The following is a 23676-nucleotide window of genomic DNA, read 5'->3' as shown; positions in this document are numbered from 1 at the left end:
TGCTCTCAGGAACGAGCTTGTCAGATCACGGGGGGCCGGCCCAGTCGGGTCAGCCGCCACACCGTACGCCACTTCATGGGGCGGCGCGGACCGCACGGCGTCGACCAGCCCTCCCGGAAGCCGCCGAACCAGGCCTTCAGCGCGGGGCGCGACGGCCGGCGCAGCAGGGTGAGGAGCAGCCACACGCCGAGGTAGACCGGGACGAGCGGTGCCGGAAGGTTCCGCCTGGCCAGCCAGACGCGGTTGCGGGCGACCATGCGGTGGTAGACCGCGTGCCGGGAGGGCGCGGTCGTGGGGTGGTACAGCACCATGTCGGAGCGGTAGTCGATCATCCAGCCCGCGTCGAGGGCCCGCCACGCCAGGTCGGTTTCCTCGTGCGCGTAGAAGAACGCGTCCGGCAGGGTGCCGGCCTCGGCGAAGACCTTGGTGCGTACGGCGTTGGCGCCACCGAGGAAGCTGGTCACCCGGGAGGAGCGCATCGGGTCGGAGGCGCGCAGCCGGGGGACGTGGCGGCGCTGGGTCTCGCCGGTGTCCGGGTCGGCGATGCGGAAGCTGATGATGCCGAGCTCGGGGTCGGCGGTGAACGCCCGGCGGCACAGTTCGGCGGTGTCGGTGCGGGCGAGCAGGCCGTCGTCGTCCAGGAAGAGGAGAACGTCGACGTCCTGGCCGCCGGGGCCGAACGCCTCGATGCCGACGTTGCGGCCCCCGGGAATGCCGAGATTCTCGGGCAGCTCGACCGTGCGGACGCCCTCGGGGACGTCGGGCACCGGGGAGCCGTTGCCCACCACGACCACCTGGACCGGGTCGCCGTCCTGTTTGGCGACCGAGTCGAGGAGGGCGCGCAGTTCCTCGGGACGATTGCCCATGGTGATGATGACGGCACCGACCTTCATGCCGCTCCCTTCCGCCGCTTCCGGCGTGTGCGCCGGGCCGCTCACTTCAGCCTGCTCGACGCGAGGATGGACACGAGGTGCAGCAGGGTCTGCAGCAGCGCTATGCCGGCCAGCACGGCGACCCCGAGCCGGGTGAAGAACAGATCGCCGCGGGTCTGGTCCACGATCGCCAGGACCAGGATCAGCAGGGACGCCTCGATGCCGAGGATCAGCCGGTGGAACTTGAACGCGGCGGCGGCCTTGCGCGCCAGCGCCATGCCGGAGGTGCGCATCTCGGCGGCGGCCTCCTCGACCGGCGGCTTCCCGGTCTGGTGGCGGGCCACGCCGACCAGGTCGGTCTCGGCCTTGATCAGGATGGCGCCGAGCGCGGCCAGCGTGCCGAGGAACGCCCACAGCCAGTCGATCCGGCCGGTGCCCCACACGTCGGCGGCGCGCAGCCCGAATCCGACGAGCACGGCGGCGTCGGTGAGGTAGGCGCCGACCCGGTCCAGGTAGACGCCGTTCAGCGAGTACTGCTTCTTCCAGCGCGCGATCTCGCCGTCGACGCAGTCCAGCAGCAGATACATCTGGACGCACACCACGCCGAGGACGGCGCCCGCGATCCCCGGCACCAGCAGGGCCGGGGCCGCGAGCACGCCGAAGACGGTCATCAGGTACGTGAGCTGGTTGGGCGTGACCCTGGTGTTGACCAGCCAGCGGTCCACCCGCAGGGACACCTCGCGCATGTAGAGGCGCCCCATCCAGTGCTCACCGCTGCGCCGGTCCTTGACCCCGGCGGGGTGCACGACCGGACGGAGTTCAGCTACCGATGGCCTTGACATAGTCGGCGTAGACGTCCTTGATCTGGTGGGTTTTCAGGTCGAGGTGTTCGAGGATGGTGAAGCGGCCGGGGCGGGTCTGCGGGGCGAACTCCACGGCCTGGACGAACTCGTCCCTCGTGAAGCCGATCTCGTCCGGCAGGACCGGAAGCCCGTGCCTGCGCAGCACCTCGGCCATGTACGCCGATTCCTCGTGCGCGCCCCGCAGGTACATCGCGAAGGCCGCGCCGAGGCCGCACTGCTCGCCGTGGGCGGCGGCCCGCTTGGGGAACAGCAGGTCGAAGGCGTGGTTGATCTCGTGGCAGGCGCCGGAGGACGGGCGGGAGTCGCCCGACACGGACATGGCGATGCCGCTGAGCACCAGCGCCTCCGCCAGCACCTGGAGGAAGTCGTTGTCCCCGATGCCGCCCGGGTGTCGCAGCACGGCCTCGCCGGCCTGGCGGGCCACCGCGGCGGCGAGACCGTCGATCTTCTCGCCGTTGACGCGGTTGGCCAGCTCCCAGTCCGCGACCGCGGAGACGTTGGAGATCGCGTCGCCGATGCCGGCGCGGACGTAGCGGACCGGGGCCTCGCGGATGACATCGAGGTCGATGACGACGGCGATCGGGTTCGGCACGCCGTACGAGCCGCGGCCCGCGTCGTTGTCGAGGGTGGCGACCGGGGAGCACAGTCCGTCGTGCGCGAGGTTCGTCGGCACGGCGACCAGCGGCAGGCCGACGCGCGCCGCGGCGAACTTGGCGCAGTCGATGATCTTGCCGCCGCCGAGGCCGACCACCGCGTCGTAGTGGCCGCCCTTTATGTCGCCGGCCAGCCGGATCGCGTCGTCCAGGGTGCCGCCGCCGACCTCGTACCAGGTCGCGCCGGGCAGCAGCGGGGAGATCCGCTCGCGCAGCCGCGCGCCCGAACCGCCGCTGACGGCCACGGCGAGCTTGCCGGAGTGCGAGACCCGCTCGTCGGCCAGCACGCAGCCGAGGTCGTCGAGGGCGCCCGGGCGGATGTCCACGACGACCGGGGCCGGGATGAGCCGGGTCAGTAGCGGCACGCGATCTCCCGGCCCTTGGCGAGGTCGTCGTGGTTGTCGATCTCGACCCACTGGACGTCGCCGATCGGCGCCACGTCGATACGGAAACCGCGGTTGACGAGCTCCTGGTAGCCGTGCTCGTAGAACTGCTGCGGGTCCTTCTCCCAGACGGTGCGCAGCGCGTCCGCGAGCTCGGGGGCGGCGTCGCCCTCGATGAGGGTGACGCCGATGTACTCACCGGTGGCCTCGGCCGGGTCCATCAGCTTGGTGATCTTCGTCATGCCATGCGCGGGGTCGACGACGACCTTCATCTCCTCGTCGGCCAGCGACTTCACCGTGTCGAGGGCGAGGATGATCTTCTTGCCGTCACCGCGGGCGGCGAGCAGCGTCTTCTCGACGGAGACCGGGTGGACGGTGTCGCCGTTGGCGAGGATCACGCCGTCCTTGAGGGCGTCACGGCCGCACCACAGGGAGTAGGCGTTGTTCCACTCCTCGGCCTTGTCGTTGTCGATGAGGGTGAGCTTGAGGCCGTACTTCTTCTCCAGGGCCTCCCTGCGCTCGTACACGGCCTCCTTGCGGTAGCCGACGATGACGGCAACCTCCGTCAGGCCGATCTCGGCGAAGTTGCCCAGGGTGAGGTCCAGGACCGTGGGCTCACCCTCTATGCCCGCGGGCCCCACCGGCACCAGGGCCTTGGGGAGGCTGTCGGTGTAGGGGCGAAGACGCCGTCCGGCGCCTGCCGCCAGCACGAGGCCGATCATGCGGGTTCTCCTTCGTCGTGTACGGCGGGTGCGCCCCCGAGGTGGGAGGCGACCCAGAAGCGGATGCTCTCGGCGAGCACCACGAGGGCCACGGCCACGGCGAGCACCGTGAGCGCGAGTGTGAAGTGGGAGGCGGTGAGCAGGGCCGCCAGGACGGCGACGGCCAGGGTGCGGCCCTCGTGCCCCCCGATGATCCGCACCAGCAGGCGCGGGGGCGCCCCCGCGTCGCCGCGGATGCGGTACACCGTGTCGTAGTGATGGTAGGCGACGGCCGCCACCAGTCCGAAAGCCGCAGGAAGGGCCCCGTTTACCTCCGCGCGCGCGGCGAGCGCGAGCACGGTGCCGTACTCGGCGGCGCGCAGGACGGGCGGGACGAGCCAGTCGAGGGCGCCCTTGAGGGGGCGGGCGACGGCGAGCGCCGAGGTGACGAGGTACGCGAGGGCGCCGGCGACGGGCCAGGGGCCGCCGAAGCCGGTGAACAGGGCCGCGCCGGTCACCGCGAGGCCGCCGAGCAGGGCGAGCACCGGGGCCGCGAAGCCGGGGAGCCGGGCGGCGGGGCGGCGCAGCACGCGCGCGAGGCCCTCGCCGGCGAGTCCGGTGTCGGCGAGGTCGGCCAGCGCCCGTGCGGCGCGGTCGGTGCGCCGGGCCCGGCGGGTGACGGAGCGCAGCACCCGGCCCGCCGTGGTGTACGTCGCCGCGAAGGCGCAGCCGACGAGCAGCACGTAGAAGGTGATGCGGGGGGTGGCGACGGCGGTGAGGACGGCGATCAGTGCCCAGCGTTCGCCGATGGGCAGCACGATCATGCGGCGCACCCAGACCGTCCAGCCGACGCTGTCGAGCTTGTCGGAGAGGGCGGCGGTGGGGCTGGTGTTGGCGGTGGCGTCGTGGTTGGCCTCGTTGAAGGAGAAGTCCACGACGTGCCGGCAGGTCTGCAGGACCATCGCCCCGAGCGCGAGCCCCCACACGTCGTCGCCGCCGCGGGCGGCGCCGAGGGCGAGACCCGCGTAGTAGGCGTACTCCTTGGCCCGGTCGAAGGTGGCGTCGAGCCAGGCGCCGAGCGTGGAGTACTGCAGGGAGTAGCGGGCGAGCTGGCCGTCGGTGCAGTCGAGGACGAACGAGGCGATGAGCAGCACACCGGCGGCGACGAAGCCGCCGCGGGTGCCGGTCGCCGCGCAGGCCGCCGCGATCAGCGCGGTGAGCAGCGAGGCGGTGGTGACCTGGTTCGGGGTCAGCCCGCGGCGCGCGCACCAGCGGGCGACGTAGCGGGAGTACGGGCTGATGCAGTAGGTGGTGAAGAAGCCGTCGCGGGCTTTGACGGCCGACTTGAGGCGTACGGCCTCCTCGTCGACGGCTGCGACGGCCCGGCGGGTCGCCTCGCGGGTCTCCGGGTCGGACGGGGTGGCGGCGACGAGGCTGCCCAGCTCGGGGCGGTGCACGGTGGCGCCGTCGGCATCGAGGGCGGCGGCGACACGGTCGGCGAGGCTGCCGACGAGGGTGGTGCCGTGAGTGGTGTCGGCAGAGGTGTCGGCAGAGGTGCCGTGGTCCGCGGAGTTCTCCCGGGCCATCGCGCGGGTGAGTTCCCGGCGGGCGGCCGGCTGGGCGGTGACGGCGCCGGGGATCGCGGCGAGCGGGAAGCGGGGGTCGGTCAGGCCGAGACGCAGCGCGTGCGGGTGGCCGATGAAGCGGGCGTCGACCACGGCGACCCGCTCGTCACCGGGCACCTGGGCGAGCAGGGTCTCGGCGGTCGCGGCATCGGCAGCGGTCCGGACGTCGAAGCCGAGGGACCGCAGTTCGGCCTCGATCGACGATCCGGGTACCGGCCGGCCGGTGAGGATGGCGGTCGACAACCGTTACTCACTCCCTGGGTGCCGGCACGTCCGCGCCGGTGGTGTGCAGGATGGGGGGCGCCTGCGCCGGGTCTCCCGGGCGGCACGTCGGCAGAGGCTATCGGATGGCCGGAAGCCCGTGTTCACCGCCCGTTGACGGCTCGGTCGGCACGGCCTGCCCGCCTCCGCGACGATCATCATCGGTGATCCGGCGCCCTGCCTACAAACCATGGGGGGCAGAACCGGGCATCGAGGGCATAGCGTCGGGCGCCGATCGCGCCTCGGGTTCCGGGCCTGTGCACCGCACGGTGACTGCGCGTCCGCCTCCGGGGCTCCGTCTGCCGGCGTGGGCCCGCAACGCCCTGACCTGCACGGCGTTTGCGCAGGTCAGGGCACATGACAACGGTGTTCAGTGCCGCGTTGCCCCAAGCCCTCGGCGCGTTGTTCACTGTGATCCGAGGGGAACACAGGAGGTCGGCCATGGGGACTGGGCACGGTCACGGGCATGCGCACGGTCACCCGCACGGGGCGCCCGCGGGCGGCACGGTCACCGGGGCGTACCGCGGCAGGCTGCGCGTCGCGCTGGCGATCACGCTCGGCGTGATGGTCGCGGAGCTGGTCGGCGGGGTGCTCGCCGACTCGCTCGCCCTCGTCGCGGACGCGGCCCACATGGCGACGGACGCCGTGGGCCTGGGCATGGCGCTGCTGGCGGTGCACTTCGCGAACCGGCCGCCGACCGGCAACCGCACCTTCGGGTACGCGCGGGCCGAGATACTCGCCGCGCTCGCCAACTGTCTGCTGCTGCTCGGCGTCGGCGGCTACGTGCTGTACGAGGCGGTCCAGCGGTTCGTCACCCCGGCCGGCACGCACGGCGGACTGACCGTGGTGTTCGGTCTGGTCGGCCTGGCGGCGAACTCGGTGTCGATGACGCTGCTGATGCGGGGGCAGCGGGCAAGCCTGAACGTGCGGGGCGCGTTCCTGGAGGTGGCGGCGGACGCGCTGGGCTCGGTCGCGGTGATCGTGTCGGCGCTGGTGATCCTCACCACCGGCTGGCAGGCCGCCGATCCGATCGCCTCGCTCGCCATCGGCCTGATGATCGTGCCGCGGGCCTGGAAGCTGTTGCGGGAGACCGTGGACGTCCTGCTGGAGGCGGCGCCGCAGAACGTCGACATGGCGGAGGTACGGGCCCACATCCTGGCGCTGGACGGTGTCGAGGACGTGCACGACCTGCATGCCTGGACGATCACCTCGGGGATGCCGGTGCTGTCGGCGCACGTGGTGGTGCGCGGTGAGGCCCTGACCGCGCTGGGCCACGAGAAGATGCTGCACGAGCTGCAGAACTGCCTGGGCGACCACTTCGACGTGGAGCACTGCACGTTCCAGCTGGAGCCCACCGGGCACGCCGAGCACGAGGCGCGGCTCTGCCACTGAGGGCGCCGCCGGAAGGCCGTCACAGGGCCGCCCGGGGAGACCGGCACGCCGTCGGAGGGGCGCGGCGCGGCGTTCCGTACGGCGTTTCCGGCCTGATCGTCGGTCGGCGCACGGGACTCGCGGGCGCGGTGCTCGATTGCCGGGGGTGCGTGGTGCGTACGGCACACTTGGGCGCGACGACCGACGTGAAGGATGGGTATGCCGACCACACCTGCCACCGCGACGCAGAGCGCGTCGAACGGCACCGCTGACGCGATTCTGCTGGAACTGGTCGACGAGAACGGTGTGACGATCGGCACCGCGGAGAAGCTCGACGCCCACCGGGCGCCCGGCCTGCTGCACCGCGCGTTCTCGGTGTTCCTGTTCGACGAGCGCGGGCGGCTGCTGCTCCAGCAGCGGGCGCGGGGCAAGTACCACTCCCCCGGCGTGTGGTCGAACACCTGTTGCGGCCATCCCTACCCGGGTGAGGCCCCCTTCGCGGCGGCCGCGCGGCGCACCTTCGAGGAGCTCGGCGTCTCCCCGTCGCTCCTCGCGGAGGCCGGCACGGTCCGGTACAACCACCCGGACCCCGCCTCGGGCCTGGTGGAGCAGGAGTACAACCACCTGTTCGTGGGGCTGGTGCAGTCGCCGCCGCGGGTGGACCCGGAGGAGATCGGCGACTTCGCGTTCGTCGCCCCGGCGGAGCTGGTGGAGCGGCACGCGCGGGACACGTTCTCCGCGTGGTTCATGACGGTGCTGGACGCGGCCCGTCCCGCGATCAGGGAGCTGACGGGCCCGTCCACCGGCTGGTGAGGCCCCCTCACGGACGGCGTCCCCCGCCCGGGCGGCGGGGCGGTTCACGACCGTCGTCCGGGGCGGGAACGGCAGGACGGCCGGCGGTCCTCGTCCGGGCCCGGCGGCGAAGGACGGGTGGAGCGGGTCACAGCCCTGGGCCGGGCTTGAGCGGCAGGGCGACCCAGATCACCTTGCCGCCGGTCGCCGTGTACTCGACGTCGCACGCCCCGCCCGCCTCGACAGTGATCTCACGGACCAGTAGGAGGCCCCGTCCGCCGGTCCGGGCGTGGTCGGCCTCCAGGGCCGTCGGCCGGTAGGGATGGCTGTCCTCCACGGACACCCTGATCCACTCCGCGCCGACGGCGACTTCCACCGCGAGCATCGGCGACAGCAGCGCCGCGTGCCTGACGGCGTTCGTGACCAGCTCCGAGACGACCAGCAGCAGGCCGTGGACCATGTCGTCGGCGACGGGCACGCCCTGCCGCTGCAGCAGATCGCGCACCGCGTGCCGGGCCTGCGGGACGGAGGCGTCGACGGCCGGGGCGGTGAACCGCCAGACGCCTTCGTACGGCAGAGGGCCGGGATGTCTGTGCCGGACCGGTACGCCTGTGCCCTCGGGGCGTGGACCGGGCCGGAGCCCGTGGTTCTCCATCGTCCGGTCGCCACCCTCGCGCTCGATTGTCACCACATGCCGAGTGTTGGCAACGCCCCGCCCCACGCCCTGCGCCTGGCCACAACTCAGTCACTATCGAGCGCTTCCTCCCCTTTCTGTCCTGCCGCGCCGGACCGATGACCGATCCCGCCCCAGTTGTGCCATGTTGCCGAACTATTCAGGTTGTACGGGTTTAGAGACGAACCGACCCCTTTCGTCCCGCTGTCCAGTCACAGGCGCCCGCCCGCCCCCTCCCGCCGGTCGGCCGAAGACCGACGTCACGATGCGGCGCCCGCCGCGCCCGGTGGTGATCAGGCCGAGCCCGTCGAAGAGCAGGGCGAGCGAGCGGAACGTACCGATGACGTACGGGCCGTCGCCCGGCCGGGCGGCCGGCACCGGGATGCCCGGCAGCAGCCCGAACGGCCCCCCACCGGCGTCCGGCCGGACCGCGGGCCGCGCACCACCGGGCTGACTGCCTGTCCGCCGGTGGCCGCGCAGCGCCCCGCTCCACCCCGTCTTGATCAGCCGTACGGGCGGGGTGGGTAGCATCCGGCCCATGGAGCCGCAGCTGCAGCACAGCGTCACCGACTCGGTCGCCACGGTCGTCATCTCCCACCCCGCGAAGCGGAACGCCATGACGGCCGCGATGTGGAAGGCGCTGCCGCCGCTGCTCGACGTGCTCGCCGCCGACCCGGCCGTGCGGGCGCTGGTACTCACGGGCGACGGCGGCACGTTCTGCTCGGGCGCCGACATCTCGACGCTGCGTGAATCGCCCGAGGAGGCACAGGGGCTCGCCGTGCGGGCCGAGGAGGCGCTCGCCGCGTTCCCGAAGCCGACGCTGGCCGCGATCCGCGGGCACTGCGTGGGCGGCGGGTCCCAGCTTGCCGCGGCCTGCGACCTGCGGTTCGCCGCCGAGGGCGCCCTGTTCGGGGTGACACCGGCCAAACTCGGCATCGTGTACCCGGCGTCCTCCACCCGGCGGCTGGTGTCCCTGGTGGGGCCGGCCACGGCGAAGTACCTGCTGTTCTCCGGCGAGTTGATCGACACCGCGCGGGCGCTGCGTACGGGGCTGGTGGACGAGGTGCTGCCGGACGGGGAACTGCACGCGCGGGTGGCCGGTTTCACGCGCGTCCTGGCCTCGCGCTCCCAGCTGACACAGGCGGCGGCGAAGGAGTTCGCGAACGGCCGCACCGACCGGGACGCCCACTGGACGGAGCGGGCACGCGGCAGCAAGGACACCGCGGAAGGGGTCGCCGCGTTCCTGGAGCGCAGGCAGCCGGACTTCGCGTGGACCGTGTCCTGACGGCCCCAGCGGCTCGGCGCGGAGTCAGTCCAGTACGAGTCCCGGGTTCGCGCGGAACATCTCCACCAGGTGCGCGGGCGCCTTCGTGGGCGAACCGGCGTCGTGCGGGGGCTGCGGGTCGTACTCCGTCGCCAGCTGGACGGCCTTGGCGTAGTCGTCCCCCGCGATGCGGCCCAGCAGGGCGAGGCCCATGTCGATGCCGGACGAGACGCCCGCCGCGGTGACGTACTTGCCGTCGAAGACGACCCGCTCCCCCGTGGCCTCGGCGCCGAACGGGCCGAGCTGCCCGGTGACCAGCCAGTGGGACGTGGCGCGGCGGCCCCGCAGCAGTCCGGCGGCGGCCAGCAGCAGCGAACCGGTGCACACGGAGGTCGTCCAGGTGCTGTCGGCGTCGGCGGCGCGCAGCCAGTCCAGCAGCACGTCGTTGGTCATCTGGGCCTGCTGGCCGGGCCCGCCGGGCACCACCACGACGTCCGGACGCGGTACGTCGGCGAGGCTCTTGTCGGCGGTGAGGGCGAGGCTGCCCAGGTCGCTGCGGACGGGGCCGGGGCGTTCGGCGACGAAGACGGTCTCGGCGTCCGGCAGACGGCCGAGGGTTTCGTAGGGGCCGACGGCGTCGAGGGCGGTGAAGCGGTCGTAGAGGACTACGGCGATCTGCACGGCGTTTCCCTTCCGAGGGATCCGAGGGGCGGTCAGGTGGTGGGTGCGGGGCGGAAGCGGCGGCGGTATTCGGCGGGGGCCGTGCCGAGGGTGCGGACGAAGGCGCGGCGCATGGCCTCCGGGGTGCCGTAGCCCGCGGCGCGCGAGATCTCCTCGACGCCGTCAGGGGTGTCCTCCAGCAGGCGGCGGGCGTGTTCGAGGCGGACCCGGTCGACGTAGCGGCCGGGGGTCGTGCCGGTCTCGGCGTGGAAGGCGCGGGCGAAGTGGCGGGGGGAGAGCCGGGCGCGGGCGGCGAGCGCCTCCACGGCCAGGTCGGCGTCGGGGTGCTCCGTGATCCACTGCTGGACCTCGCGCAGCGGCTCGCGCCGTGCCGTCTGGGCGGCGAGCTGGGCGCTGAACTGGGCCTGGTTGCCGGGCCTGCGCAGGAACACCACCAGGTGGCGGGCGATGGTGAGCGCGGCCTCGCGGCCCAGGTCCTCCTCGACGAGGGCGAGCGCCAGGTCGATGCCCGCGGTGACGCCGGCGGAGGTGGAGATGCGGCCGTCGCGCACGTACACCGGGTCGGGCTCGACGTCGATCGCGGGGTGGTCGCGGGCCAGCTTGTCGCAGTAGGCCCAGTGGGTCGTCGCGCGGTGGCCGTCGAGGAGTCCGGCGCGGGCCAGCAGGATCGCTCCGGTGCAGACCGACACCAGGCGCGTCGCGCGCGGCCCGTGCTCGCGCAGCCAGTCCGTCAGGCGCGGGTCGGGGGTGCGGGTGCCCTGGCCGCCGGGCACGACGAGAGTGTGCGGGGCTTCCCCGCCGGCGCGACTCCCGGCCGGCCCGTCGGTGAGGGCGTCGCCCAGTGCCCCGTCCGGTACGAGCGTCAAACCGGCGGAGGTGCGTACCGGGGTGCCGTCAAGGGACGCCGTGCGGATGCGGTAACTGCCCGGGAGGCCCTTCTCGGCGCCCGCGAAGACCTCGAGCGGCCCGGTGACGTCGAGACTCTGGACGCCGTCGAAGAGGAGGAAGAGAACGGTTCGCCGGTCCATGTCACCGATTGTTCGCGCGTCGGCGGACGACCGCAACGACGAGTTCCCCACCTTTTCTGCCATCGCCCTGCGGTTCCGCGCGCACCGGGCCACACTGCGGACATGGCCGGACACCACGCATCTCCGGACTCTTCTACCGCGTACCGACCAGTCGGTAACATTCGGCCATGACTTCCTCTCTGCCGCCCCGCGCGGGACGCCGCTGTCACAACGTCCTCCACCCCCTGCACTCCTCCCACTACTTCTCGCCCGACCTCGCCACGGAGCTCGCCGCGCTCGGTGTGACGAACGAGCGCGCCGGATACTTCGCGGTGCGCTCGGCGGCCATGGGAGCGGTGGGCGCCGGGACGGTGACGGCGACCTTCTACAACTTCAGCCACGAACTCGTCGCCCGGCACGTGCCCGCGGTGTGGCGCGCCGCGTCCCCCGAGGACCTGCTCGCCGCACGCGCGCGTGCCGTCGACGCGACACTGCGACGGCTGCTCGGCGCCGACACGCTCGGCTCCAAGGAGGTGGCGGAGGCCGCCGAACTCGCCCTGCGGGCCACCGAGGCATGCGTACGGACCGCCCGCCCGCTGTACGCCGCACACGCCGACCTGCCGGTGCCCGACGCACCGCACATGGCGCTGTGGCACGCGGTGACGCTGCTGCGCGAGCACCGCGGCGACGGCCACCTCGCGGTGCTGCTCGACGCCGAACTCGACCCGCTGGAGGCGCTGGTCAGCCACACCGCCACCGGCAAGGGCATGACGCCCAGGTGGGTCCTGGGCACCCGCGGCTGGCACCGCCCGGACTGGACGGCCGCCTGCGACCGGCTGCGCGGGCGCGGGCTGCTGACCGCCGACGGCGACCTGACCGAGGCGGGCACCGCGCTGCGCCGGGAGATCGAGGAGGAGACCGACCGGCTCGACCGGGCACCCTACGAGCACCTGGGCGCCGCGGGCGTGGCCAGGCTGACGGAGCTCGGCCTCGCGCTGACGACGACGGCGCTGGCCGCGGGCGCCTTCCCGGACGACGTCTTCGGCAAGGGCTGAACAGAGGGACTGCGGCCGGGGGAAGCCCGGACACGGCCGGCCCCGCGCCGTCGACCGCCGAGGCACGGCCGGTACGGCACCGGCACGGAGCACGCATGAGCGGCGGCAGCCGAGGTACCCGCTCCCTCCCGGCCGGAGGGGCCGGGAGAGGAAAGGGGAACAACTCGTGTTGCGAGCCATAGCGGACGTCCTGCGCCAGATCGGCGGCGCGATCGCCACCGTCGTGACGCTGCCCTTCCGGGCCCTGGCCCGGCTGTTCGGCGGCGCCTCATCCTCGACGCGAAGCCGCAGGGCCTGACGCCCCCGGCCCGCCCGAGGCCCGCCCCCCGGGCCCGCCTCGCCGGGCGCCGCCCTGATCCCCGGTTGTCGGTGCCACCTGCCACAATTGCCGCGCAACCTCAGTGAGAAGGCGGTACGGGATCGTGACGACACCCCTCGTAGGGTCCATCGAAGGCAGGATCGCCGAGGAACTCGGCGTACGGGAGCGGCAGGTGAAGGCCGCCGTCGAGCTGCTCGACAGCGGCTCGACGGTGCCCTTCATCGCCCGCTACCGCAAGGAAGCGACCGAGATGCTCGACGACGCGCAGCTGCGCACGCTCGAGGAGCGGCTGCGCTACCTGCGGGAGCTGGAGGAGCGTCGGGCGGCGATCCTGGACTCGGTGCGCGAGCAGGGCAAGCTCACCGAGGAGCTGGAGGCCCGCATCCGGGGCGCGGAGACCAAGGCGCGCCTGGAGGACATCTACCTGCCGTTCAAGCCCAAGCGGCGGACGAAGGCGCAGATCGCCCGTGAGGCGGGTCTCGCGCCGCTCGCCGAGAGCCTGCTGGCCGACCCCGGTGTCGACCCGCAGGCCGCGGCCGCCGCGTTCGTGGACGCCGACAAGGGCGTCGCGGACGCGCAGGCCGCGCTCGACGGGGCCCGCGCGATCCTCACGGAGAAGTTCTCGGAGGACGCCGACCTGATCGGTGAGCTGCGCGAACGGATGTGGACGCGGGGGCGGCTGGCCGCGAAGGTGCGGGAGGGCAAGGAGGAGGCGGGCGCCAAGTTCGCCGACTACTTCGACTTCGCCGAGCCGTTCACGGACCTGCCCTCGCACCGCGTCCTCGCGATGCTGCGCGGCGAGAAGGAGGACGTCCTCGATCTCGTGCTGGAGCCCGAGGAGCCCACCGACGGCCCGTCGTCCTACGAGCAGACGATCGCCCACCGTTTCGGAATCGCCGACCGCGGCCGGCCGGGCGACAAGTGGCTGAAGGACACGGTCCGCTGGGCATGGCGCACGCGTGTCCTCGTCCACCTGGGCATCGACCTGCGTCTGAGGCTGCGTACGGCCGCCGAGGACGAGGCGGTGAACGTGTTCGCCGCGAACCTGCGCGACCTGCTGCTCGCCGCCCCGGCGGGCACCCGCGCGACGCTCGGCCTGGACCCGGGTTTCCGTACGGGCGTGAAGGTCGCCGTGGTCGACGCGACCGGCAAGGTCGTGGCGACGGACGTGATCCACCCGCACGTTCCGGCCAACCGGTGGGACGAGGCGATCGCGAAGCTGGCACGGCTGGCGAAGGAGCACGCGGTCGACCTGGTCGCGATCGGCAACGGCACGGCCTCCCGCGAGACGGACAAGCTCGCCGGTGAACTCATCGCCAAGCACCCGGAGTTGAACCTCACCAAGGTGATGGTGTCCGAGGCGGGCGCGTCGGTGTACTCGGCGTCGGCGTTCGCCTCGCAGGAGCTGCCGGACATGGACGTGTCGCTGCGCGGCGCGGTGTCGATCGCACGCCGGCTGCAGGACCCGCTGGCCGAGCTCGTGAAGATCGACCCGAAGTCGATCGGCGTCGGCCAGTACCAGCACGACCTGTCCGAGGTGAAGCTGTCGCGTTCGCTGGACGCGGTGGTGGAGGACTGTGTGAACGGCGTGGGCGTGGACGTCAACACGGCGTCGGCGCCGCTGCTGGCCCGCGTCTCCGGCATCACCTCCGGCCTCGCCGAGAACATCGTGACGCACCGCGACTCCCACGGGCCCTTCGCGTCCCGTTCGGAGTTGAAGAAGGTGTCCCGGCTCGGCCCCAAGGCGTACGAGCAGTGCGCGGGCTTCCTGCGCATCCGCGGCGGCAGCGACCCGCTCGACGCGTCCAGCGTGCACCCCGAGGCGTACCCGGTGGTGCGGCGCATCGTGAAGACCAGCGGGCAGGACGTCGCGGGGCTCGTCGGCAACACGGCCGTGCTGCGCTCGCTGCGCCCGCAGGACTTCGTGGACGACACGTTCGGCCTGCCGACGGTCACGGACATCCTCAAGGAACTGGAGAAGCCGGGCCGCGACCCGCGACCCGCGTTCAGGACGGCCACCTTCAAGGACGGCGTCGAGAAGATCGGCGACCTGTCCCCGGGGATGGTTCTGGAAGGCGTCGTGACGAACGTGGCGGCGTTCGGCGCCTTCGTGGACGTCGGTGTCCACCAGGACGGCCTGGTGCACGTCTCCGCGATGTCGAAGACCTTCGTCAAGGACCCGCGGGACGTGGTGAAGCCGGGCGACATCGTGAAGGTGAAGGTCCTCGACGTCGACATCCCGCGCAAGCGGATCTCGCTGACGCTCCGGCTGGACGACGAGGCCGCGCCGCAGGACCGCGCCCCCGGTGAGCGCCGGTCGCAGCGGGGCGGACGTCCTCCCCAGCAGCGGCAGAGCGGCCGGGGCGGCGGCGCCGGCGGCAGCAGCGGCGGTCGTCAGCAGGCGGCGGCCCCGGCCAACGGCGCGATGGCGGACGCCCTGCGCCGCGCGGGCCTGCTCGGCCGGGACAACGGCCGACGCTGAGGCCGGGCCCGGGCTCCCCCGCCGACGGCGGTGTGGGGCCCGGGCCGTCGCGCGTGGCCGGGGCGTTGCGCCATATGCGGGGGACCGGGCAGCCGGTGGGGCACCGGGGGGTGAAGCCGGCCGGCCCCCGGGTACACGGCGCGGACGGGCCCGGCACGGCTCGTCGACGAAGGGGCGTCCTGAGGTCCGGGACGGCTGCGAATCGACCCGATCCGACCACGAGAACAGCCGAGGCGCGCCTCACCTGATGCCCGGACGTCCCCCAGCTGCACGGACTAGTGCTCGGCGACCTTGCCGTCCGTGACCTCCAGGCGGCGGGTCACATGGACGGCGTCCAGCATCCGGCGGTCGTGGGTCACCAGCAGCAGGGTGCCGGTGTAGGCGTCCAGCGCCGACTCCAACTGCTCGATGGCGGGCAGGTCGAGGTGGTTCGTGGGCTCGTCGAGGACGAGCAGGTTGACGCCCCGGCCCTGGAGGAGGGCGAGGGCGGCGCGGGTGCGCTCACCCGGTGAGAGGGTCGCGGCGGGGCGCAGCACGTGGGCCGATTTCAGCCCGAACTTGGCCAGCAGGGTGCGCACTTCGGCCGGTTCGGTGTCGGGTACGGCGGCCTGGAAGGCGTCCAGCAGCGACTCGGGCCCGTGGAACAGCCGGCGGGCCTGGTCGACCTCGCCGACCAGGACGCCCGACCCGAGCGAGGCGTGCCCGGCGTCCACGGGGATCCGGCCGAGCAGCGCCCCGAGCAGCGTGGACTTGCCGGAGCCGTTGGGGCCGGTGACGGCGACCCGGTCCGCCCAGTCGACCTGGAGGGTGACCGGGCCGAGGACGAACCCGCCGCGCCGTACCTCGGCGTCGCGGAGCGTGGCCACGACAGCGCCGGAGCGCGGGGCCGACGCGATCTCCATGCGCAGCTCCCACTCCTTGCGCGGCTCCTCCACGACGTCCAGGCGCTCGATCATGCGCTGGGTCTGCCGGGCCTTCGCGGCCTGCTTCTCACTGGCCTCGCTGCGGAACTTGCGGCCGACCTTGTCGTTGTCGCTCGCCTTGCGCCGGGCGTTCTTCACACCCTTGTCCATCCAGGACCGCTGCGTCTGGGCGCGGTCCTGGAGGGCGGCCTTCTTGTCGGCGTACTCCTCGAACTCCTCGCGGGCGTGCCGGCGGGCCACGTCCCGCTCCTCCAGGTAGCCCTCGTAGCCGCCGCCGTAGAGGGTGATCTGCTGCTGGGCGAGGTCGAGTTCGAGGACCTTGGTGACGGTGCGGGCGAGGAACTCGCGGTCGTGGCTGACGACGACGGTGCCGGCGCGCAGCCCGGAGACAAAGCGTTCGAGGCGCTCCAGGCCGTCCAGGTCCAGGTCGTTGGTGGGCTCGTCCAGCAGGAACACGTCGTAGCGGGACAGCAGCAGCGACGCGAGCGAGGCCCGGGCTGCCTGGCCGCCGGACAGGGACGTCATCGGCTGGTCCAGACCGACCGCGAGACCGAGGGAGTCGGCGACCTCCTCGGCGCGCTCCTCGAGGTCGGCGCCGCCGAGGGCCAGCCAGCGCTCCAGGGCGTTGGCGTACGCGTCGTCGGCGCCGGGCGCCCCGTCGACCAGGGCCTGTGTCGTCTCGTCCATGGTGCGCTGCGCCTCGGCGACGCCGGTGCGGCGGGCCAGGAACTCCCGGATCGTCTCGCCGGGCCTGCGCTCCGGTTCCTGCGGAAGGTGCCCCACGCTCGCGGCCGGCGGGGACAGGCGCAGCTCGCCCTGCTCGGGTGCGGTGAGCCCGGCGAGCATCCGGAGCAGGGTGGATTTGCCCGCGCCGTTGGCCCCGACGAGTCCGATCACGTCGCCGGGTGCGACGACGAGGTCGAGGCCGGTGAACAGGGAGCGGTCGCCGTGGCCGGCGGCGAGGTTCTTCGCGACGAGAGTGGCAGTCATCAGGGAGCAGATCCTAGCCGCCGGGGCGCGCCGTCCGGGTCCCGGACCGTCCGCCTCCGGCCCGCGGACGGTCGCCCCCGGCAGCACGGTTCCCGCCGTGCCCGACACGACGAGCGACTCCCCCTCGACCACCTTCGGTCAGCCGGACCTGGCGGCCCCGCCCGGCGCCGCCTTCGGTCGGCCGGATCGGACGGCACCGCCCGGCCGGGACGGCGGCCGGGGAGAGCGGCGCGTACGCGGCGGGCCCGCACCGTGCAGGACGAACTCCACGCACGTGTGATGCCCGACCGACCCGGGCCCGCCGCCGGCACGGGCCACGTCACCGGCGTCGACTCGCCTACGACGACGAACGGCACGTGGTCGCCGCGGCGGCCGTGGTACCGGACGCGGCGACCCGGGCGTCGCCGAGGCCACCGCCGGGGCTGGGGTGAGGCGTTCCGCCGGGCGGGACCGGTATGGGCACGGCTGGCGTCTTCCGCTAACGTCCCGGCGTGACCTACGCACAGGCTGATGACGTCGTCGTGGTCGGGGGCGGGGTGATCGGTCTGACGACGGCCGTGGTCCTCGCCGAGCGCGGCAGCCGGGTACGGGTGTGGACGCGGGAACCGGCCGAGCTGACCACCTCGGCGGTCGCGGGCGCCCTGTGGTGGCCGTACCGGATCGAGCCGCTCGCGCGGGCGCGCGCGTGGGCGCTGAGTTCCCTGGACGTCTACGAGGAGCTCGCGGCGGACCCGGAGTCGACCGGCGTGCGGATGGTCGAAGGGGTGCTGGGCGAGACCGGGTTGGACGATGTCGACGGGTGGGCCTCGGCCCGGCTGCCGGGGCTGCGGGCGGCGACGGCCGAGGAGTACGGCGGGGGCGGGCTGTGGGCGCGGCTGCCGCTGGTCGACATGCCGGTTCATCTGAGCCGGCTGCGGGAGCGGCTGCGGGCGGCGGGCGGGGTCGTCGAGGAGCGCGCGGTGTCGGACCTCGGGGAGGCCGACGCGGCGGTGGTGGTCAACTGCACCGGCCTCGGTGCCCGAGAGCTGGTGCCGGACCGGTCGGTGCGTCCGGTGCGCGGGCAACTGGTCGTGGTGGAGAACCCGGGCATCCGCACCTGGCTGGTGTCCACCGGCCCGGACGGGGCGCTCGCGTACCTCTTTCCGCAGCCGGGACGGCTGGTGCTGGGCGGCACGGCCGAGGAGGACGACTGGTCGCGGGAGCCGGATCCGGCGGTGGCCGAGGCGATCGTACGGCGGTGCGCCGCGCTGCGTCCGGAGGTCGCGCACGCGCGCGTGCTGGAGCACCGGGTGGGGCTGCGGCCCGCCCGGGACACGGTCCGGCTGGACCGTGAAGCGCTCCCGGACGGGCGAACGCTGGTGCACAACTACGGCCACGGCGGCGCGGGCGTCACCGTGGCCTGGGGCTGCGCGCGGGAGGCGGCGGCGCTGACCGCCCCCGGCGCGCGGCCCCGGACCGGCTGAACGGCCGGCCGCCCTGGGCGAAGGCCGGCCGCCCCTGCCGCACGGCGGTGGTGTGCCGTGCCCGGACGGCACAGGTCAGTGCTTGCCGAGCGGGTCGCCTTCCACGTCCGTGCCGGGGCCGGGGCCGACCCGGATCTGGAAGTCGCCGTCGTACTTCGTGTGCCCCTCGATGACGGCGTTCTCGACGGCCTCGCTGCCCATCTCGGTGCGCACGATGACCGCGTCCCTGCGCAGGTCCCGCATGAGCGCGACGCACATCAGGATCATGACGACCACGAAGGGCGCCGCCGCGAGGATGGTCAGGTTCTGCAGGCCCTGCAGCGCGTCGCCCTGGCCGCTGCCGACGAGCAGCATGATGGCCGCGACGGCGCCGGTGACCACGCCCCAGAACACCACGACCAGCCGGCCCGGTTCGAGCGCGCCCTTCTGCGACAGGCTGCCCATCACGATGGACGCGGCGTCGGCGCCGGAGACGAAGAAGATGCCGACCAGGATCATCACCAGCAGACTGGTGGCGGTGGCGACGGGGTAGTCCCGCAGCACGGCGAACAGCTGCCCCTCGGGGGTGGTCTCCTCGCCGAGCCTGCCCTGCTCCTGGAGTTTCATCGCCGAACCGCCGAAGATCGCGAACCAGACCAGGCTGACCGTGCTGGGCACGAGGATGACGCCGCCGATGAACTGGCGGATCGTACGGCCCCGGCTGATGCGGGCGATGAACATGCCGACGAAGGGCGTCCAGGAGATCCACCACGCCCAGTAGAACACCGTCCAGCTGCCCAGCCATTCGGCGACGCCCTTGCCGCCGCTGGCCTCGGTGCGCCCGGCGAGGTCGGGCAGTTCGCCGAGGTAGGCGAAGACGGACGACGGCAGCAGATCGAGGACGATGATCGTGGGACCGGCCACGAACACGAACACCGAGAGGATCAGCGCCAGCACCATGTTGATGTTGGACAGCCACTGGATGCCGCGCTCCACACCGGAGACCGCGGACGCCACGAACGCCACCGTCAGCACCGCGATGATGGTGACGAGCAGCGCGGTGCTCACCTTGTCCATCCAGTCGAGCTCCCGCACACCGGAACCGATCTGGAGCGCGCCGAGCCCCAGTGAGGCCGCGGAGCCGAAGACGGTCGCGACGATGGCGAGGATGTCGATGACCCGGCCGACGGAGCCGTTCGCGTGCCGGCTGCCGATGAGCGGGGTGAACACGGCGCTGATGGTCTGCCGGCGGCGCCTGCGGAAGGTGCTGTACGCGATGGCGAGACCGACCACCGCGTAGATCGCCCACGGGTGCAGCGTCCAGTGGAACAGGGTGGTGGCCATCGCCACCTCCATGCGGTCACCGGAGTCGGCCGGGGCGGTGCCGGGCGGCGGCGTCATGTAGTGCGACAGCGGCTCGCTCACGCCGTAGAACATGAGGCCGATGCCCATGCCGGCGCTGAACATCATCGCGACCCACGACACCGTGTGGAACTCGGGCTCCTCGCCCTCGGCACCGAGGTGGATACGGCCGTAGCGGCTGGCCGCGAGCCACAGCGCGAAGATGACGAACCCGGAGGCGGCCAGCATGAACGCCCAGCCGCCGTTGTGCATCAGGCCGCCGAGCATGGTGGAGGAGGCGTCCTCCAGGGAGTCCGTCCATACCGCGCCCCAGACCACGAAGGCCAGGGTGAGGGCGGCCGTGACGCCGAACACGATCCGGTCGGTGCTGGGGCGCTCCTTGCCGGGGAGACCCGCTTCCGATCCTGGCAGCGGACCCCCCTTCTGTCCTTCCCTTTCGCTTTCCTGACCGTGGGGCACAGACGGCACCTTTCACCGAGTCGATGGGACGGAGGGCGGCGAAAGCACATACGCCGACGCGCTCGATACGCTGCTACCACGTTCGGCGCCGTTCTCACCTCACCAGTCGTCCGTGTCTGGTTCCGTGCCTTTCAGTGATACGCCGCCCCCTGCCCGGCGGCAAGGGGACAGACCCCGGCCCGCGCCCGGGGAGGCCACCCGCTTGCTGAGGCAACGGTCCTCGCCGATCACGCCGCGGGGCCGGGGAGGGCGGTGACGCGGTGACGGTGGCGGGGTGACGGGTGGCGGGGCGCGAAGGGTTTCACACTTCTGGTGAGACAGTGATACTGCTGCACATGACGACCGACACCGAGCAGCCGACCCTCACCATCGACGAGCTGGCCGCGCGGTCCGGCGTCTCGGTCCGCACGGTCCGCTTCTACAGCACCCGTGGCCTGCTGCCGCCGCCCGTGCTCGGACCACGCCGGGTGGGCCGCTACGGCCGGGAGCATCTGGCCCGCCTCGCCCTGATCGAGGAGCTGCAGCGGCAGGGCATGACGCTGGCCGGCATCGAGCGCTATCTGGAACAGCTGCCGGCGGATCTGAGCGCCGACGACCTGGCCATCCACCGGGCAGTCGTGGCCTCCTGGGCGCCCGACTCGGTGGAGACGGTGTCCCTGGAGGAGCTGCGGCGCCGGGCGGGGCGGGCGCTGGACGACGACGACGTGGAGCGGCTGGTGGCGATGGGCGTCGTCACGCGCGAGGACGACAGCTTCCGCGTGGACTCCGGTCTGCTGCGGCTCGGCGTGCAACTGCTCGGCGTACCACTGTCGCAGGAGTCGATCCTCGCCGCGCGGACCGTCCTCATCGGGCACGCGCGGGCCGCCGCGCACGAGCTGTCGCAGCTGCTGCGCGGCGAGACGTCGGAGCGGGCCGCGCAGGACGTGCGGTCCCTGTCGGCGCACATGCAGCCCATCGTGGTGCAGGCGCTGCTGACGGCGTTCCAGCGGTCGCTGCGGGCGGAGCTGCGGGCTTGGGTGGAGCGGTGACCGCCACCGGGGGGGGCCGGCGGCCGGAGGACCCGCCACCCGCAGGACCACCAGCCGCCGAAGCGCCACCACTGGGCCGCCCGGCCCCGGAGCCGTCAGGGGGGAGGGCCGCCCGGCGTGTCCGCCGCCTGATCGGGCCGGCCGCCCACGCGTGTCGGCGGCCGGTTGCGGCCGGCGCGCGATCTGCGGGCGCTCGGCCCGGGACCGGTGCACCCGTGGCGGGCCCGCCACCGGGCAGGCCCGCCGACCGGAAAACGGATCAGGCCGCGTCGGTGAACGTCTCGCCCTTCTCCGCCTTCTCCACCAGCAGCGCGGGCGGCGTGAACCGCTCGCCGTAGCGCTCGGTCAGCTCGCGCGCGCGTGCCACGAAGCCCGGCAGGCCGCCCTCGTACCCGTTGATGTACTGCAGGACGCCGCCGGTCCAGCCCGGGAAGCCGATGCCGAGGATCGAGCCGATGTTGGCGTCGGCGACGGACGTCAGCACGCCCTCCTCCAGCAGCCGCACCGTGTCGAGTGCCTCCGAGAACAGCATGCGTTCCTGCATGTCCTCGAACGGGATCTCGTGTCCCGGCTGGGTGAAGTGCTCGCGAAGGCCGGGCCACAGCCCTGCCCGCCTGCCGCTGTCGTCGTAGTCGTAGAAGCCGCCGCCGCCGCTGCGGCCGGTGCGGCCGAACTCGTCGACCATGCGGTCCACGACCGCCTCCGCGGGGTGCGTCTGCCAGGTGCCGCCCGCCTCCTCCACGGCCCGCTTCGACTCGGCGCGGATCTTGCGCGGCAGGGTGAGCGTCAGCTCGTCCATGAGGGAGAGCACCTTGGCCGGGTAGCCGGCCTGGGCCGCGGCCTGCTCCACGGACGCGGGCTCGATGCCCTCGCCGACCATGGCGACGCCCTCGTTGATGAAGTGCCCGATGACGCGCGAGGTGAAGAAGCCGCGCGAGTCGTTGACGACGATGGGCGTCTTGTTGATCTGGCGGACCAGGTCGAAGGCGCGGGCCAGCGCCTCGTCCCCGGTGCGCTCGCCCTTGATGATCTCGACCAGCGGCATCTTGTCGACCGGTGAGAAGAAGTGCAGGCCGATGAAGTCGTCCTGCCGCTCGACGCCCTCGGCGAGGGCCGTGATGGGCAGCGTGGAGGTGTTGGAGCACAGCAGGGCGTCGGGGGCGACGACGTGCTGGATCTCCTGGAACACCTTGTGCTTTAGCGCGGTGTCCTCGAACACGGCCTCGATGACGGCGTCGCAGCCGGCGAGGTCCTGCGGGTCCGCGGCGGGTGTGATGCGGGCGAGCAGCGCGTCGGCCTTCTCCTGCGTCGTACGGCCCTTGGCGACGGCCTTCGCGCACAGCTTCTCGGAGTAGCCCTTGCCCTTGGCGGCGGCTTCCGGGGAGACGTCCTTGAGGACGACGTCGATGCCCGCGCGGGCGCACGAGTAGGCGATGCCGGCGCCCATCATGCCGGCGCCGAGGACGGCGACCTTGGTGACCTTGCGGGGCTCGATGCCCTGGGGGCGGTTGGCGCCGGAGTTGACGGCCTGGAGGTCGAAGAAGAACGCCTGGATCATGTTCTTCGACGTCTGCCCGGCGGCCAGTTCCACGAAGTAGCGCGCCTCGACGACCTGGGCGGTCTCGAAGTCGACCTGGGCGCCCTCGACCGCGGCGGCCATGATGTTGCGCGGCGCCGGGTAGGGCGCGCCGTTGGTCTGCTTGCGCAGGTTGGCCGGGAAGGCGGGCAGGTTGGCGGCGAACTTCGGGTGGGACGGCGTACCGCCGGGGATGCGGTAACCGGGCCTGTCCCAGGGCTGCTGCGCCTCGGGGTTGGCGTCGATGAACGCGCGCGCCTTGGCGATCAGCTCGTCCCGCGTCTCGGCGACGTCGTCGACCAGGCCGTTGTCGAGGGCACGCCGGGGGTTGTACTGCGTGCCCTGGAGCAGCACCTTCAGGAGCGCGTCGGTGATGCCGAGCATGCGGACGGTGCGGGCGACGCCGCCGCCCCCGGGCAGCAGGCCGAGGGTGACCTCGGGGCAGCCGATCTTGGAGCCGGGCGCGTCGAGCGCGACGCGGTGGTGGCAGGCGAGGGCGATCTCGTAGCCGCCCCCGAGTGCCGCGCCGTTGAGGGCGGCGACGACGGGCTTGCCGAGGGTCTCGATGCGGCGCAGGTGGCGCTTGACGGCCATGCCGGCGTCGAAGAGGTCCTGCGCGGTCTCCGGGGTGACGCGGATCAGGTCACGCAGGTCGCCGCCCGCGAAGAAGGTCTTCTTGGCGGAGGTGACGATGACGCCGCGGATGGCGTCCTTCTCGGCCTCCAGGCGGTCGGTGACCGCGGCGAGCGACCGGCGGAACGCCTGGTTCATGGTGTTCGCGGACTGGTTGGGGTCGTCGAGGACGAGGGTGACGACACCGGTGTCGTCCTGTTCCCAGCGGATCGTGGTGCTCTCGGTCATGACAGGGGGTCTCCGTAGAGGTCTCGGAAGTCT

Annotated in this window: 19 protein-coding genes and 1 pseudogene; 9 read left to right on the top strand and 11 right to left on the bottom strand. The window is 72.9% G+C overall.

Annotation, left to right across the window (positions count from 1 at the left end; genetic code table 11):
- Positions 1-20: 20 nt before the first annotated feature.
- Genes ABZ354_RS18385 through ABZ354_RS18365 form a run of 5 tightly spaced genes read right to left on the bottom strand, consistent with a single transcriptional unit; the run spans position 21 to position 5340 of the window.
- On the bottom strand, positions 21-893 hold the full coding sequence (locus ABZ354_RS18385) for a glycosyltransferase (protein ID WP_358657880.1): 873 nt from the start codon (positions 891-893) through the stop codon (positions 21-23).
- Between the two features lie 41 nt (positions 894-934).
- Positions 935-1678 carry a CDP-alcohol phosphatidyltransferase family protein gene (locus tag ABZ354_RS18380; protein WP_358657878.1) on the bottom strand — a complete coding sequence of 248 codons (744 nt, stop codon included), beginning with the start codon at positions 1676-1678 and terminating at the stop codon, positions 935-937.
- A gap of 13 nt (positions 1679-1691) precedes the next feature.
- A complete protein-coding gene (locus ABZ354_RS18375; protein WP_358657876.1) occupies positions 1692-2753 on the bottom strand; it encodes an iron-containing alcohol dehydrogenase family protein in 1062 nt (353 codons plus the stop codon).
- Complete coding sequence (locus ABZ354_RS18370) at positions 2741-3493, bottom strand: phosphocholine cytidylyltransferase family protein (protein ID WP_358657875.1); 753 nt, start codon at positions 3491-3493, stop codon at positions 2741-2743. The genes ABZ354_RS18375 and ABZ354_RS18370 overlap by 13 nt, the downstream gene beginning before the upstream one ends.
- Positions 3490-5340 (bottom strand): DUF5941 domain-containing protein, encoded by a 1851-nt coding sequence (locus ABZ354_RS18365; RefSeq protein WP_358657873.1) that lies wholly within the window; start codon positions 5338-5340, stop codon positions 3490-3492. The genes ABZ354_RS18370 and ABZ354_RS18365 overlap by 4 nt, the downstream gene beginning before the upstream one ends.
- A gap of 459 nt (positions 5341-5799) precedes the next feature.
- Between ABZ354_RS18365 and ABZ354_RS18360 the strand changes: the two genes are divergently transcribed.
- The gene (locus ABZ354_RS18360; protein ID WP_358657871.1) at positions 5800-6750 is read left to right on the top strand and encodes a cation diffusion facilitator family transporter; all 951 of its coding nucleotides are present in this window, start codon (positions 5800-5802) and stop codon (positions 6748-6750) included.
- A 198-nt stretch (positions 6751-6948) separates the two neighbouring features.
- Complete coding sequence (gene idi / locus ABZ354_RS18355) at positions 6949-7542, top strand: isopentenyl-diphosphate Delta-isomerase (RefSeq protein WP_358657869.1); 594 nt, start codon at positions 6949-6951, stop codon at positions 7540-7542.
- Between the two features lie 127 nt (positions 7543-7669).
- Here idi and ABZ354_RS18350 read toward each other — a convergent pair whose 3' ends face one another.
- Positions 7670-8176 carry an ATP-binding protein gene (locus tag ABZ354_RS18350; RefSeq protein ID WP_358657991.1) on the bottom strand — a complete coding sequence of 169 codons (507 nt, stop codon included), beginning with the start codon at positions 8174-8176 and terminating at the stop codon, positions 7670-7672.
- 556 nt (positions 8177-8732) lie between these two features.
- Here ABZ354_RS18350 and ABZ354_RS18345 point away from each other — a divergent pair.
- A complete protein-coding gene (locus tag ABZ354_RS18345) occupies positions 8733-9479 on the top strand; it encodes an enoyl-CoA hydratase-related protein (protein WP_358657867.1) in 747 nt (248 codons plus the stop codon).
- A gap of 24 nt (positions 9480-9503) precedes the next feature.
- Here ABZ354_RS18345 and ABZ354_RS18340 read toward each other — a convergent pair whose 3' ends face one another.
- Positions 9504-10139, bottom strand: coding sequence for a DJ-1/PfpI family protein (locus ABZ354_RS18340; protein WP_358657865.1), 636 nt, complete (start codon positions 10137-10139; stop codon positions 9504-9506).
- 32 nt (positions 10140-10171) lie between these two features.
- Complete coding sequence (locus ABZ354_RS18335; RefSeq protein WP_358657863.1) at positions 10172-11167, bottom strand: GlxA family transcriptional regulator; 996 nt, start codon at positions 11165-11167, stop codon at positions 10172-10174.
- A 167-nt stretch (positions 11168-11334) separates the two neighbouring features.
- Here ABZ354_RS18335 and ABZ354_RS18330 point away from each other — a divergent pair, with 167 nt between their 5' ends.
- The 3 genes from ABZ354_RS18330 (at position 11335) to ABZ354_RS18320 (ending at position 15002) form a co-directional block, all read left to right on the top strand.
- Positions 11335-12201, top strand: a complete 867-nt coding sequence (locus tag ABZ354_RS18330) for a hypothetical protein (protein ID WP_358657861.1) — start codon at positions 11335-11337, stop codon at positions 12199-12201.
- A gap of 166 nt (positions 12202-12367) precedes the next feature.
- Complete coding sequence (locus ABZ354_RS18325; RefSeq protein ID WP_279547929.1) at positions 12368-12499, top strand: LPFR motif small protein; 132 nt, start codon at positions 12368-12370, stop codon at positions 12497-12499.
- Between the two features lie 124 nt (positions 12500-12623).
- Positions 12624-15002 (top strand): Tex family protein, encoded by a 2379-nt coding sequence (locus ABZ354_RS18320; protein ID WP_358657859.1) that lies wholly within the window; start codon positions 12624-12626, stop codon positions 15000-15002.
- A gap of 275 nt (positions 15003-15277) precedes the next feature.
- Here the strand turns inward: ABZ354_RS18320 and ABZ354_RS18315 are convergent, their stop codons facing one another.
- On the bottom strand, positions 15278-16915 hold the full coding sequence (locus ABZ354_RS18315; RefSeq protein ID WP_358657857.1) for an ABC-F family ATP-binding cassette domain-containing protein: 1638 nt from the start codon (positions 16913-16915) through the stop codon (positions 15278-15280).
- Positions 16916-17167: 252 nt separating this feature from the next.
- Between ABZ354_RS18315 and ABZ354_RS18310 the strand changes: the two are divergent.
- Positions 17168-17316: pseudogene (locus tag ABZ354_RS18310) on the top strand (endonuclease V); the annotation flags it as partial.
- Positions 17317-17406: 90 nt separating this feature from the next.
- Entirely contained in the window at positions 17407-18378 is a 972-nt protein-coding gene (locus ABZ354_RS18305) for an FAD-dependent oxidoreductase (RefSeq protein WP_358657855.1), read from the top strand.
- A gap of 75 nt (positions 18379-18453) precedes the next feature.
- On the opposite strand, the gene ABZ354_RS18300 is transcribed toward ABZ354_RS18305, so the two are convergent.
- Entirely contained in the window at positions 18454-20178 is a 1725-nt protein-coding gene (locus ABZ354_RS18300; RefSeq protein WP_358657853.1) for a BCCT family transporter, read from the bottom strand.
- Between the two features lie 335 nt (positions 20179-20513).
- Between ABZ354_RS18300 and ABZ354_RS18295 the strand changes: the two genes are divergently transcribed.
- Complete coding sequence (locus tag ABZ354_RS18295) at positions 20514-21206, top strand: MerR family transcriptional regulator (RefSeq protein ID WP_358657851.1); 693 nt, start codon at positions 20514-20516, stop codon at positions 21204-21206.
- Between the two features lie 259 nt (positions 21207-21465).
- Here the strand turns inward: ABZ354_RS18295 and ABZ354_RS18290 are convergent, their stop codons facing one another.
- On the bottom strand, positions 21466-23643 hold the full coding sequence (locus ABZ354_RS18290) for a 3-hydroxyacyl-CoA dehydrogenase NAD-binding domain-containing protein (protein ID WP_358657849.1): 2178 nt from the start codon (positions 23641-23643) through the stop codon (positions 21466-21468).
- Between the last annotated feature and the right edge of the window lie 33 nt (positions 23644-23676).

Source organism: Streptomyces sp. NPDC005925 (assembly GCF_040638805.1).
In the GTDB taxonomy this organism is placed as follows: domain Bacteria; phylum Actinomycetota; class Actinomycetes; order Streptomycetales; family Streptomycetaceae; genus Streptomyces.
The sequence above is the reverse complement of the archived record's forward strand: the minus strand, read 5'-3'. Positions and strand labels throughout refer to the sequence as shown.